14 protein-coding genes are annotated in these 12,396 nt (G+C 42.3%); 11 read left to right on the forward strand and 3 right to left on the reverse strand.

Annotation, left to right across the window (positions count from 1 at the left end; all coding sequences use genetic code 11):
* Position 1 precedes the first annotated feature (1 nt).
* The 6 genes from LRC_RS02910 (at position 2) to LRC_RS02935 (ending at position 4,887) form a co-directional block, all read left to right on the forward strand.
* Positions 2-427: a hypothetical protein gene (locus LRC_RS02910; RefSeq protein WP_014073077.1), complete on the forward strand. Its 426-nt coding sequence runs from the start codon at positions 2-4 to the stop codon at positions 425-427.
* 753 nt (positions 428-1,180) lie between these two features.
* Positions 1,181-1,477 (forward strand): type II toxin-antitoxin system RelE/ParE family toxin, encoded by a 297-nt coding sequence (locus LRC_RS02915; RefSeq protein WP_014073078.1) that lies wholly within the window; start codon positions 1,181-1,183, stop codon positions 1,475-1,477.
* The gene (locus LRC_RS02920) at positions 1,464-2,561 is read left to right on the forward strand and encodes a HigA family addiction module antitoxin (RefSeq protein WP_196776579.1); all 1,098 of its coding nucleotides are present in this window, start codon (positions 1,464-1,466) and stop codon (positions 2,559-2,561) included. The genes LRC_RS02915 and LRC_RS02920 overlap by 14 nt, the downstream gene beginning before the upstream one ends.
* 547 nt (positions 2,562-3,108) lie before the next feature.
* Entirely contained in the window at positions 3,109-3,636 is a 528-nt protein-coding gene (locus LRC_RS02930) for a phosphatase PAP2 family protein (protein ID WP_014073080.1), read from the forward strand.
* 163 nt (positions 3,637-3,799) lie between these two features.
* Positions 3,800-3,925, forward strand: a complete 126-nt coding sequence (locus LRC_RS11845) for a hypothetical protein (RefSeq protein WP_258414516.1) — start codon at positions 3,800-3,802, stop codon at positions 3,923-3,925.
* Positions 3,926-4,227: 302 nt separating this feature from the next.
* Positions 4,228-4,887 (forward strand): DUF975 family protein, encoded by a 660-nt coding sequence (locus LRC_RS02935; RefSeq protein WP_014073081.1) that lies wholly within the window; start codon positions 4,228-4,230, stop codon positions 4,885-4,887.
* A 120-nt stretch (positions 4,888-5,007) separates the two neighbouring features.
* On the opposite strand, the gene LRC_RS02940 is transcribed toward LRC_RS02935, so the two are convergent.
* Positions 5,008-5,523, reverse strand: a complete 516-nt coding sequence (locus LRC_RS02940; RefSeq protein WP_014073082.1) for a helix-turn-helix domain-containing protein — start codon at positions 5,521-5,523, stop codon at positions 5,008-5,010.
* 698 nt (positions 5,524-6,221) lie between these two features.
* Between LRC_RS02940 and LRC_RS02945 the strand changes: the two genes are divergently transcribed.
* A complete protein-coding gene (locus LRC_RS02945; protein ID WP_041819884.1) occupies positions 6,222-6,437 on the forward strand; it encodes a YdbC family protein in 216 nt (71 codons plus the stop codon).
* 92 nt (positions 6,438-6,529) lie between these two features.
* Here LRC_RS02945 and LRC_RS11535 read toward each other — a convergent pair whose 3' ends face one another.
* Together LRC_RS11535 and LRC_RS02950 are read right to left on the reverse strand one after the other, a co-directional pair.
* Positions 6,530-6,703 (reverse strand): hypothetical protein, encoded by a 174-nt coding sequence (locus LRC_RS11535; RefSeq protein WP_014073084.1) that lies wholly within the window; start codon positions 6,701-6,703, stop codon positions 6,530-6,532.
* The gene (locus LRC_RS02950) at positions 6,703-7,194 is read right to left on the reverse strand and encodes a YkgJ family cysteine cluster protein (protein WP_014073085.1); all 492 of its coding nucleotides are present in this window, start codon (positions 7,192-7,194) and stop codon (positions 6,703-6,705) included. The genes LRC_RS11535 and LRC_RS02950 overlap by 1 nt, the downstream gene beginning before the upstream one ends.
* Positions 7,195-7,653: 459 nt before the next feature.
* Here LRC_RS02950 and LRC_RS02955 point away from each other — a divergent pair, with 459 nt between their 5' ends.
* From LRC_RS02955 to LRC_RS02975, 4 genes are all read left to right on the forward strand, one after another.
* Entirely contained in the window at positions 7,654-7,956 is a 303-nt protein-coding gene (locus LRC_RS02955; protein ID WP_014073086.1) for a phospholipase D-like domain-containing protein, read from the forward strand.
* 127 nt (positions 7,957-8,083) lie between these two features.
* Positions 8,084-8,395: a hypothetical protein gene (locus LRC_RS11850; protein WP_258414518.1), complete on the forward strand. Its 312-nt coding sequence runs from the start codon at positions 8,084-8,086 to the stop codon at positions 8,393-8,395.
* A gap of 23 nt (positions 8,396-8,418) precedes the next feature.
* Entirely contained in the window at positions 8,419-9,759 is a 1,341-nt protein-coding gene (locus LRC_RS02970) for an MFS transporter (RefSeq protein WP_014073088.1), read from the forward strand.
* A 267-nt stretch (positions 9,760-10,026) separates the two neighbouring features.
* A complete protein-coding gene (locus LRC_RS02975; RefSeq protein WP_014073089.1) occupies positions 10,027-12,390 on the forward strand; it encodes a cation-translocating P-type ATPase in 2,364 nt (787 codons plus the stop codon).
* Positions 12,391-12,396: the final 6 nt, after the last annotated feature.

Raw genomic sequence — 12,396 nt, forward strand, 5'->3', positions numbered from 1 at the left:
AATGTGTGATAAATCATTTACGTGGATATCGTTGCCGACAGAAAATTATATGTTGCTTCTCGGTAAGTCATTATCCGTTTTTAGTTCAAACAATGGATTTATAATTGAAAACATTCTGCACACTGACAATTCCTATTCGTGGGATGAATTGACTGACAAAGAATCGGGACGGCTGATCGCTGACGTGGATAAGACGATTACGAAAAAAGCTGGTCCGAATATTGCAAAGAAGTTCGGTAAAATAGTAGAGATGAGGAACCGTATTATTCATGGGTTTCGTATTACATCAACTGATGGTGAACAAATTCTTGCGACCAAGGAACGTGGCACAGGTAGACAGTTTTATATTACGGAGGAGTATATGCGTCAATTTATCATTTTGAACTGTGAGTTGTCGGATATGTTGCATAAATATCGAGGATATTGATTGCTGCACCTAATATTTAGACGAACTTTTGAATAAGGATGGTATGGAGAAAAAACAAAATAAGAAGTTGTTCGGATATGTTCCTAATCTTAACGGCATTGTAGGTCGTTGGTTGCTACTCGTTGGACGATGTGATGTTTGAAATGTAGGTTATTAGACATCAATTTTTGAAGCACAAAACTTTGCGTTGGTCGTTAGGATTATAGAGAAAAAGCTCGTCGGTCAGATTGTATTTCCGATTTTGTGGCCTTTGAAGAATATTCTTGTGTATTTATTATCGTCAGATGGTTTAATTTCCGATATAACCATATTGAAGGTTCAAGGATCAACTGTCAATTGCACTGCAATTTGGTCTTACGAACCTCTGCATTGCTTTAATAATATCCTCTCTCAATATACTCACTCCTAAAATTATCAATAAAGGGAGTATACAAAAAATGTGAGCAATTCGACAATTTTAAACCGACGATTTCCTACATTTTACAACCGCTCTCTACAACATCCTACCGAACGTAAAACATAAAAAGAATGCTCCAACAACAAATATCCATCTTGTTGCTGGGGCATTTTATAATATTTGAGCGTATCGATTTTCAAGTGTTGTATTTAAAATATTTTCCACATTTAATCATATAGCCTACCGACTCACTGAGAAAAAATTTACCTATCAGGTAAATTTTGTTTTTGACAGATAGACGTTCCTGTGCTATAGTAAATTTACCTAACAGGTAAATTCATAAAGCAGGTGATGCTTTGGAAATTACGTACAGAAATAAGAAACTCGAAAAGGTTTGTACGAATGCAAAATTTGCGAAGAAAGAGTATGGCAATGAAATGGCTGATAAAATACATCAGCGCATAGATCAAATATCAGCTTCTGATACGGTAGAGATGATGGTGCAATTTCACATTGGACGATGCCATTCCTTGACTTCAAACAGGAAGGGACAGTATGCCATGGATTTGGTTCATCCGAATAGACTGGTCTTTGAAAAACAAGGAAATGAAATTCAGATTGCCAATATTTTAGAAATAGTTGATTATCATTGAATTGATGAAACATGGTGAGGAGGTAGTCGTTACTATGGTGAGGAGTCGTAGCTATATTGCAACGCCACCTGGAGCAACAATCAAAGAACAATTAAATGACAGAGGAATGAGTCAAAAGGAGTTTGCGGTCAGAATGGACATGTCGGAAAAACATATCAGCAGGCTTATAAATGGCGAAGTGGCACTTACTCCTGAAACTGCATTGAAGTTGGAAATGGTTTTAGGAATTCCGGCAAAGTTCTGGAATAATCTTGAGGCGATATACCGTGAGAAGATCGTTAAGGCAGAAGATGAAAATGCAAAAGATGCAGATGCTGAAATAGCCAGGAATTTCCCTTACAGTGAAATGGCAAAATTAGGCTGGGTTCCTGAAACCAGAAAAGTTAGTGAGAAAGTATCTTATCTTAGGAAATATTTTGGTGTCGTAAGTCTTGCGTTGCTTGAAAACAAACAGATTACAAGAATTGCATGCAGGAGACTTGCAATTACGGAAAAAAGCGATTTGACCTTGATGGCATGGGCTCAAGAAGCAAAGATAGAAGCATGTCATGTTCAGACTTCCCCAATCAATATAAAGAAGCTGATTTCAGAGATGCCTGAGATACGAAAGATGACTTTGCTTAAACCGAAAGAATTTTGTCCGCTGTTACGGAGTGTTTTGAACGAGTGTGGGATAGCCCTGGTGTTTCTTCCGCATCTAAAAGGATCCTTCTTGCACGGTGCTACTTTTTGGGATGGTAAAAAGATTGTTGTCGGAATGACGGCAAGAGGGAAGGATGCTGACAAATTTTGGTTCAGCTTATTCCATGAATTGGCGCATATTGTTCTTGGTCATATAGGTCAGCCGAACGGAACGACTGAAGATGACGAGAAAAAAGCTGATATGTGGGCCAGAGACATTCTTATACCGAACGATGATTTTGAAAGATTTAAGAACGGGAATGATTATTCAGAGAAAAGCGTGCTCCAATTTGCTCAAAAGCAAGGAATTGCTCCAGGGATTGTCGTCGGAAGGATGCAGGTTGAAGGTATTATAAGATTCAATATGTTGAATAATTTGAAGGAAAAATATGTAATAGCTTGATGCTGTCAGAAGAACTAGTCAACTCCCGATTTGTGCAAATTATTTCTTCTTCCAGGCACCGATTGAGCTGGCGCTTTATTTGGCAAAATCTCTTTTGCTTACGGGCGAATCATCAGAAATGGGGCCTTTGGACGTAATACTTACTTGGCGCAATGATTGCTCATGCGATGCGCAGCACTGCATTCGGCAAAAGAGTCTCACATATGAAAAAATGCCGGACAAAGTCATTCGCAAGTTGAACGTTTTGCCAAGCAATCATCTTCAAGAATGTCAGAAATTTTGAGCTCGTCAAGCGAATCATAGAATCGATTCAGTCCGTGTTCATTATCATGACTTCCATTCAAGTTGAAAATCAGATATGAGCTTGTAAAATGCAGTGCAGAAAATGTTGATTGGAGCTCTGCATTTTTCAATGGACTAAAACTTAAATTGAATATATAATATAAACGTTTTCGACGTTAAAGAGCAGGAAAAATGAAGAAATATGGATAGCGAAATTTTAAAAATCTGTTTGGGATGCAGAAAATAAAAGAAAGAAGAAAAAGCATTGGAAATTGAAATCTTAAATCTGATTCAACATTTGAGAACGCCTTTTTTAGACGAGGCGATGCGATTTGTCACAAGCCTTGGAAATTTTTCGATAGCATGGGTAATGCTTGCGCTGGTTTTGATTTTGATTCCCAAAACAAGAAAGATCGGCTTGGTGGTAATGGTGGCCGTGATTTTGGATTCGATTTTGTGCAACGTTATTTTGAAAAATATTTTTGTAAGGCCAAGACCATGCGATGTGAATACTGCGATCAACCTGTTGATTCCAAGGCCTTTAGGGTATTCTTTTCCTTCGGGACATACGTCGGCATCTTTTGCGGCGGTGTCCGCACTATATTTTTCGGGTGAAAGGAAAATTTGGAAGGCAGCGCTTGCGTTGGCAATTTTGATCGCATTTTCAAGGATGTATCTTTATGTTCACTATCCGACCGATGTTTTGGGAGGAATTTTGGTCGGCATCTTTTGCGGGTATGTCGGAAAAGCGTGCTTCGACAAAATCTGCAAAATGCGAAAAAAACATGTGTAATCTTAGAATCGCGCTAGTCAAAATCAATTTTGACCGGCGTTTTTTTTATTCTCAAATATTGTAGTTTAAAAAATCATGCTGTTTAATTATGCGAATAATTATATTCATTTAATCTGAATTGTCCGTCTACAAGCATCATTATTTTTTAGCCGATAATTTATGCTTGCGTGATAAAAATGATTTGTTCATGCCGTTTTCGGGAACAAGCGAGACATGGAAAAGGATAACGACGAAGTATCTTGTTGATCTGATCAACCAAAGTCAAAAAGATGCATTGAAGGGGGGGTGATGTCTATGATGAATGCTGACAGGAAGGATGATGTCAAGGCTTTCGTTTCTTTTGAGCAGACGAGACGTCAAGAGGCGTCTTAGAATATTAGTCATAATATTTGATATGCAATTTCATTATTAGAAGGGGTTAATAAATCGCTTGAAAAACTTGAAGCATATTCTGAAACGGAAAGTAGAAAAATGATTCAAGTTGCCAATAACAAGGTTTCAGACGATGCAAGCTACAATAAATAAGCAGCTCTGCATTTAGCAAAGGATAAAATTAGGGATGTTTAGGTTTTAACTGGAGGATAAATTAACATGACAAGAGCAGAATTAAAAAAGCAGGCTAAAGAACTTTTAAAAGGAAACAGAAGCTATGGAGCAATCCTGACGTTGTTGATTGCGGCAGTTTTCATCGTTATGGGGATTATTGATCCAAAGGCATCATTTATTACGACAGCAGTTGTCGGATTGGTGGTCATAGGACCGTCGTACGCATTCTTGCAGATTGTTGACGACAACAAAGAAGAAAATATTTTCAATGCCCTGTTTTTGGGATTTAACAACGGCAGATTCATTTCGGTGTTTTTGACCTACATTTTAAACTGGATCTTCATTACATTGTGGACAATACTGCTGATAGTCCCTGGAATTATTAAAACATTGTCTTATTCACAGGCATTTTATATCGCAAAAGACATTGTCGACAGCGGTTACGAAGTCAAAGGCACGCAAGCTATCAATGCCAGCAAAGAATTGATGAAAGGACACAAGATGGAATACTTTGTCCTTCAGCTGTCATTTTTGGGATGGATCCTGCTTGGATTCGTCACGCTCGGAATTGGCTTTTTATGGATAGCTCCATATATCCAAATGACAAATGCGCTGTTTTATCGTAAACTTGCAGGTGACAAATTTCTGGCAAAAGAAACGCAAGCAGAAATTGTCGAGGCAGAAAGCGGACAAGCAGCTGAATAATCAATAAAAGGACTGATGCCGACAAGATAATCGTTGGAATCGGTCTTTTTTGTTGATGTGAGTTACTGCATTTAATGGCAAAAATAAAAATGCCTGGGTTTCCAGACATTTTGAAACTGACTACTTCAGCTTTGCTTTTTCCAATTCGAGCAATTTGATGTTGATGTTGTTTTCGCTGGCGGTCTTATCGACCCAAAGATTGAGCGAATCGACCGCAAGCGAAATTCCGTCAAGCTTGTTGCTGATAAATGCAAAATCTTTGATTTCATCATCAGTGATTTTGCCGTCACGGGTGATTTGAATCAGTCGTCCCATCAAAGGCTCAATTTCGTTCAGGCTTGCGACGGTTTCCAAGATGATGCTTGACAACTCGGTAATTGAAACTTCAGGAACGTACTTTTTGCCGATGTTGCACTTATGCGAACAGTAGTAATTGCATAAATCAGGGCGACCGTAGCAATGCGCCATCTGCAAAATATCGTAAGGCGTTGGTTCCTGTTGTTCATATTCAATCTTTTCGATGCGAGACGCTGAAACTCCGGCCATTTTTTCGCTGGCTGTCTCGCGGGTCAGATTCTTTTCTTCTCTGCAAATTTGAAAAATCGTTTTATTTTCTCTGGTTGATTTTTTCCCCATGATTTCCTCCGTAATTCCCCATAATAGTGAAATAAGAACATTTAATTCCGATTAGTGAATATATATTAAAATAAGCAAGAATATTATACTCAAAATGTAGCAACGATACAAGAAAGGAAACGAGATCAAACGATTGATTCGTTTAAGTTTGCTCTTTTAGGGAGTTGGATTCAACTGGGCAAAATGAACATGTCGAATCCTTGCTACAAGGAAGGAGTGATTTTCAAAAAAGGTTTGAAGATGTATTCAATGCGATGACTTTATCCAAATGATTTGGGGAAAAGAGGATATCAGTCTTGCTGCGGGAAACAAGGTTAAACGGGGCATTTCTTTGATGCGGGGGCATTAAGAAGCGAACATGACAGGGAAAGGGAGAATCAGGACCAAGCAATTATTAGGTTGATTTCAGCATAAACGTCAAATCAAAGGGGGATTTGGCAAAAAGTGCGGAAAACGGGGAAGAAAATGGATTTTATAAAGAAGGTCGAATCGGAAACGATTCTGAATGCTTATGCTAAAAGCGGGCACGGAGCAATCAATTATAAACGTGAGCACGCATAAAAATTTTAGCCGGTTTGAAGGAAGGTTCAAGTTTTTGGGTCAGGGATTCCTGGCTTTTTTTGATGATAAATGCAGTAAATTCGGTTTTGCAATTTAGTTCAAAGTAGGATATGCTTGTGCCAAGGATGGTGATCAAAATGGCAGAATTCAAATATGAAATCATTGAACATCTTGGCGTTATTTCCAAAAGTTCAAAAGGGTGGACAAAGGAACTGAACAAAATTTCATGGAACGGTGGCACTCCCAAATACGACATTCGCGATTGGGCACCTGAGCATGCAAAGATGGGCAAGGGCATAACCTTGTCTGATGATGAGATGGAGAAGCTGAAATATCTTCTGCAAAAGCTATGACTAAAACCAAAAACTCGGATGAGAATTGCAATAAAGCGCAAATCATCCGAGTTTTCAATTTGAGGCATCGTTTTTTCTCAGTCTCTTTTTTATCAGAGATTATTTATCAATGCTGATAATCTTTCTGTCTGATCAGCGGCTCTTTGAATCAATTTCTGTTGCTTTTCGTCATCGTTTCTGAGCGTACAGGATACGCCGCAAGCGACGATTTCGCCGGAATAATCGAGTCCCGTCAATTTAGCGGTTAATTCTAACGATGCGGACATCAGTAGCCGAGTTTTTCCTTCAGCCTTTCAACGAAGAGGTAAGCTGCGGGACAGTAGAGCGTGTTTTGAATCGTCAAATGGTTGATCTGATAGATCTTTTTGCGATCCGTGTGCGGAAACTCGCGACATGCCTTGGGACGAATCGGGTAAATCGTGCAAAGGTTGTCTGAGCCGAGAAACGGACACGGCATGCATTTGAAAACTTTGTCGCCGTCCTCGTCGACGCGAAGGTATGCATCTTCAAAATGACCGAGGTGCATTCTGAAAGCCTTGGCGATTCTTTCAATATCCGCCTCGGTGAACAACGGCCCCAGATCTTTGCAGCAGTTGGCGCATTTCGTGCAGTCAACGACGTCAAAAATTTCCTGGTGCGTTTCTTTGACGATTTTATCGAGGTGCTTAGGTTTCTTCTTTCGCAAAGTCGCAAGAAATTTTTCGTGCTCCTGATGTTTTTGTTGTGCAAGGTCATGATAGTATTTTATATCAACCATGCCGTCTTTTGTTTTGATTGTTTCAAAATCTTCTTTTGACATTGTCTTGGCCTTTCTTGTTTTAGTCAACAATTTCAATTATAGCACCAGGGTCAACTTTTTGCGGACGTTGTCTGATGAAAAATGCAGAGCTTTGAGGCTGCGTGCACTGTATTTTGCAAAACTGTCTTCGTCTTGGCAAAGCACCGCTATGCATATTGTGATTAGCATGGGAATCAGTTTAATCGGCCTGGCGGCATCCGAAGATTCGATTACGGAACTGCTTGAAATGTAGCAAGACTACCTGATTGATCAGGCAAAAGTCAAAAAGTCGTTCAAGCAGGGAAGACCTTGAGCAAAGACGTCGTCAAACTTTCTGATGCTATTCATATTAAGAACTCAGAAAGGATTTCTGACCAGTTGTGTTTTGAAATCAACCAACTATCGCAGACCCAGTGAAACTATTATCTGCTTTACAACGTGCTTGCGGAAAAAGGCGTGCGCATTTTTGAATGGAAGCCTGGTTTTTGCCACGCCAAAATGAGCGTGGCAGACGATTGCCTGGCGACGTGCGGAACGATTAATCTTGATTACCGCAGCTTGTATCATCATTTTGAAAATGGATGTTTTATGACGGACGTGCCGGCCGTTCTTTCGATTAAGGAAGATTTTGACGAAACGTTCAAGCAGTGTCGCGAAGTTACTGAAAAGTACAGCGTCAAGTGGAGCGCGCCTCATCGCCTGAGTCGAATGATCATGCGTTTGTTTGCGCAATTGTTATAGTTATGAAAAGGCTTTTCCTGTATTTTCGGCGTGCGGGGAAAATCTTTGTTATTTGAAAAATGCAGTATCCGCATCACGCTGACGGCGGTCGGGTTGAGCAGATTCGCAGCTGTTTGGCAAGCCCGCGATGCGCAACGCTGGATTTGGCAAAAGTTTCAATTACGGGCAAAACGTGGAAAACTGGGATTTGCCCGTAAAACAAGACGGGCGGTTACGGGCAAAACGTGAAAAACAGGGATTTTCCCGTAAAATGAGCTTGCAGACAAAACGGACTTCGGCAATCATTGCGCCTGTTTTTGGCGCAGGGACGTTTTCTTTGAGATTCGCGGTTTTCAGCATTTTGATGAGACTTACCAAAAAAGATGATGATTGCCGGATAACGTTCGTATTTTGCTTGACTTGGCTGACCTTTGTAGCGTATCATGAATTTTATGCGTAATTTCTGGAATTCGAGGTAAAAATATGACAACAAAGAAAAAGTGGCACGTAATGCCAGCAGTCGTCTCAACGACGATTATGAGCTTTTGCGGCGTTTTGATCGAAACGTCGATGAACGTGACTTTTCCGACGCTCATGAAGCAGTTCGGAATCGATGCAGGACTGATTCAATGGGTGACGACTGCCAATCTGCTGACGGTTGCCATCAGCATTCCGTTGTCAGCCTATTTGATTCGAAACGTTTCCGAAAAAAATCTGTTTGTCAGTTCAAATCTTTTTTTTCTGCTTGGCGTGATTTTGGATTCGATTGCGGGAAATTTCGAACTGTTGTTAGCCGGTCGCATCCTTCAGGGAATCGGCACCGGACTTGCCTTGCCGCTTGCGATGCACATTATTTTGGAGCACGTTCCGTTGGAAAAACGCGGTTTCATGGTCGGCGTGGCCACGATGACGACCTGCTTTGCGCCGGCAATCGGTCCGACCTATGGCGGAATTATTCTGCATCATTTTGACTGGAACAAGATTTTCCTGTTTCTCGTGCCGATTCTTGCGATTTCTTTTGTCGTCGGAATCATGTCGATTCCTCAGCGAAAAATTGAAACAAAGACCGGTTTCAATTTTGGCGGATACTTCTTTTTGGCATTGGGTTTGGCGCTTTTGCTAGTTGCCATCGAGCGTTTTTCGCTTTGGCTGCTTTTGCTCAGCATCATGGCGCTTTTGATGTTTTATTTTTCCAACAAAAAGAAGCGTCTCATCAGTCTGAACGTCTTTTCCAATCATCGCTTCGTCTGGTTCATGTATGGTGCTTTGGTCACGCAGGCCATCGCGCTTGGCATCTCATTCATTTTCCCGAATTATCTTCAGATCGGGTTGCATCAAAATACCGTCACGGCAGGGCTGTTCATGCTTCCGGGCGCAACGTTCGTGGCTTTTCTCGCACCGGTTTCCGGTCGATTGATGGATGAATTAGGTTATTTCAAACCGATTGTCTTCGGAATGACGCTTGCATCTTTGGGATTGGCTTTTTTGGCCTTTGTCTTGCCAAATGCAGGGGTGAAACTGCTTTTGTGCGGCGACGTTGCCACAAAGATCGGCATGGGGCTTGCGACAAGCAGTCTGGTTGCGACAAGTCTCAGTCAATTGGAACGCGAAGAATCAATCGACGGCAACAGCGTTTTGAATACTTTGCAGCAGTTTTCCGGAGCACTTTCGACAACTGTCGTTTCCGTCATCTTCGGCTGGGCTCAAAAAACGATGTCAAACGGCAGCATGGTCGGCAGTCGCATTTCGATCGTGCTTATTTTGGCGATAACCTTGATTGCATTGGGCTTGGTGCTGAAATTAAAGTTTGAAGCGAGAAGTTAATCGATGTCTGCGCACTGTATGTTTAAATGTCTGGCCGGAAACCCCGTGACTCTGGTGCCCTGTCAAGCTTTGCAGGCAGCTTTTTCATATAAATGAACAAATTGCAAAACAGGACTTTTGAACCCCGGTATTCTCAGAAGTCCTGTTTTTTATCGGCAACATGAAAGGATTTGCCTGGCGAAACCCAATCTTAATGCATTCTTATAGGCGTTTTGACGTAACTTGAGTTATTATTTACTTAGAAGCTTTTCGAAAGGAAGTTTATGGATGGAAGATGCTAGATACGGTGGCTTGACTCAAAAAGAAGTCAAAGAACGAATCAACGCCGGAAAAACCAATCAGTCGGACGCTTCGACCGGACTGACCGTCAAGCAGATCATTTTGAGCAATACTTTGACGTATTTCAACTTGATCTTCCTGGTGATCACGGTGCTTTTGTGCATCGTCGGATCGTTTCGCAATCTGACCTTTTTGCCGATTATTTTGTGGAACATCATCATCGGAATCATTCAGGAATGGCGCGCAAAAAAAACACTTGACAAAATGAACCTGCTGAATGCTCCGCATGCAATCGTCGTGCGTGATGGAAAAGAAAGCAAGGTCAAGTCTGAAGAACTGGTGCAGGACGATGTCGTGCTTCTTTCGGCCGGCGAGCAGGTTTGTGCGGATGCGACGGTGCTTGAAGGAAACGTTCAGGTCAACGAATCGCTTTTGACGGGCGAGTCGGATGAAATTGACAAGAAAAAAGGAGATACGCTTCTTTCCGGCAGTTTCGTCGTTTCGGGAAGGTGCTATGCGCGCCTGGACAAGGTCGGAAACGAGTCCTACATATCAAAATTAACGTCGGAAGCCAAAACGATTGACGGTTATGAACAGTCTGAGATGGTACGTTCGATCAATGAAATCATCAAGTGGGTCGGAATCGTCATTATTCCGATCGGGGTCATTTTGTTTTACCAAAGCTTCTTTTTAAACGGCGTCACGTTTCAAAAGAGCATTACGTCAATGGTTGCGGCCGTTTTAGGGATGATTCCCGAAGGACTGTATCTTTTGACGACGGTTGCCTTGGCCTTGAGCACGATGAGGCTTTCGAAACGCAAGGTTTTGCTGCATGACATGAAAAGCATCGAAACGTTGGCTCGCGTTGACGTTTTGTGCGTCGACAAGACCGGAACAATTACTGAACCTGAGATGAAAGTCAAGAAAGTCGTCTTTGAAGAAGAAGACGTCACTGAAAGGCTGACGGACTACGTGCTTGCCTCAAAGGACAACAATGCGACGATGCAGGCGCTGCAGTCGTTTATCCCGGAAGATGCAGAGCAAAAACATGCTGCTCTAAAGGTTGTTCCGTTTACGTCTTCGACAAAGTATGGCGGAATAATTTTCAATGATGCAACGTACTTGTTAGGGGCACCGGAGTTCATCATGCGCTCTGAATTTGAAAAAATCGAAGATAAAATTTTGCCGTATACGGATAAGGGGTACCGTGCGCTTTTGTTTGCGAAGTATGACGGCACTGAGCTTGAACATGGCCTTTCGGGCAGCGTTGAGCCGTTGGCCTATGTGATTTTTGAGAATCCGATTCGTCAAAACGCCAAGCAGACGTTTCAATATTTTAAAAAACAAAAAGTTGCGATCAAGGTCATTTCGGGCGACAATCCGAAAACCGTTTCCGAAATTTCCGAACAGGCCGGAATCGATGGGGCCAGAAATTACGTCGATGCTTCGACTTTGACAACCGACGCGCAAGTGGAAGAGGCGCTTGAGACAAAAACGGTCTTCGGACGCGTGACTCCGAAGCAAAAGCAGGCTTTCGTATCCGCTCTGCAAAAAAACGGGCATACCGTCGCGATGACGGGCGACGGCGTCAACGATATTTTAGCGATGAAGGATGCGGATTGCAGCGTTGCGATGGCATCCGGCAGCGAGGCAACCGCACAAGTTGCGCAGGTCGTCCTGCTTGATTCCGATTTCGTGCACATGCCAAACGTCGTGCTTGAAGGAAGACAAGTCGTCAATAACATCCAGCGGTCGGCAAGCCTGTTTTTGGTCAAGAATATTTTCTCGCTGCTGATGGCGGTCTTTTCGGCTGTTTTGATGTTTACGTACCCGCTTGAGCCTTCGCAGATTTCCTTGGTGACGGGATTTACGATCGGCGTTCCCGGCTTTTTGCTGGCACTTGAGCCGACCAAAGACCGAATCAAGGGGCATTTTTTGACGAACGTGTTCATCAAGGCTTTTCCGGCCGGATTGACCGATATGGTTTCGGTTGCTGCGCTTGTGGTCTGCGGCAAGATTTTCGGCATTTCCGATGATGAGATTTCGACGATGGCGACTCTGCTTTTGGGTGCGATCGGGCTGATCGTTTTGGTTCGGATCAGTCGGCCGTTCAATAAGAAAAAGTGGGCAATTCTATGGCTCAACGTTGCGGGTCTGGTCTTTTGCTTCTTGTTTTTGAAGCATCTTTTTGCAATCAGTCCGCTGTCAAGGGCCGATTTTTTGATGGTCGTCGTCTTCATGTTTGCGGCCGATTCGATTTTAAGGCATCTGACGCATGCAACGGAGCGCATTGCCAGAAAAATTCGCAGGAAGAGGCAGGATTTACCAAGGCATTTTGGCAAGAAGGGGTAGTTTATT

It is taken from the genome of Ligilactobacillus ruminis ATCC 27782 (assembly GCF_000224985.1).
GTDB lineage: Bacteria > Bacillota > Bacilli > Lactobacillales > Lactobacillaceae > Ligilactobacillus > Ligilactobacillus ruminis.

Coding starts and splice junctions, on each gene's coding strand:
- LRC_RS02975 (WP_014073089.1), top strand. CDS start 10,027: ATGGAAGATGCTAGATACGGTGGCTTGACTCAAAAAGAAGTCAAAGAA.
- LRC_RS11850 (WP_258414518.1), top strand. CDS start 8,084: ATGCGCAACGCTGGATTTGGCAAAAGTTTCAATTACGGGCAAAACGTG.
- LRC_RS02950 (WP_014073085.1), bottom strand. CDS start 7,194: ATGGTTGATATAAAATACTATCATGACCTTGCACAACAAAAACATCAG.
- LRC_RS11535 (WP_014073084.1), bottom strand. CDS start 6,703: ATGTCCGCATCGTTAGAATTAACCGCTAAATTGACGGGACTCGATTAT.
- LRC_RS02935 (WP_014073081.1), top strand. CDS start 4,228: ATGACAAGAGCAGAATTAAAAAAGCAGGCTAAAGAACTTTTAAAAGGA.
- LRC_RS02970 (WP_014073088.1), top strand. CDS start 8,419: ATGACAACAAAGAAAAAGTGGCACGTAATGCCAGCAGTCGTCTCAACG.
- LRC_RS02910 (WP_014073077.1), top strand. CDS start 2: ATGTGTGATAAATCATTTACGTGGATATCGTTGCCGACAGAAAATTAT.
- LRC_RS02940 (WP_014073082.1), bottom strand. CDS start 5,523: ATGGGGAAAAAATCAACCAGAGAAAATAAAACGATTTTTCAAATTTGC.
- LRC_RS02945 (WP_041819884.1), top strand. CDS start 6,222: ATGGCAGAATTCAAATATGAAATCATTGAACATCTTGGCGTTATTTCC.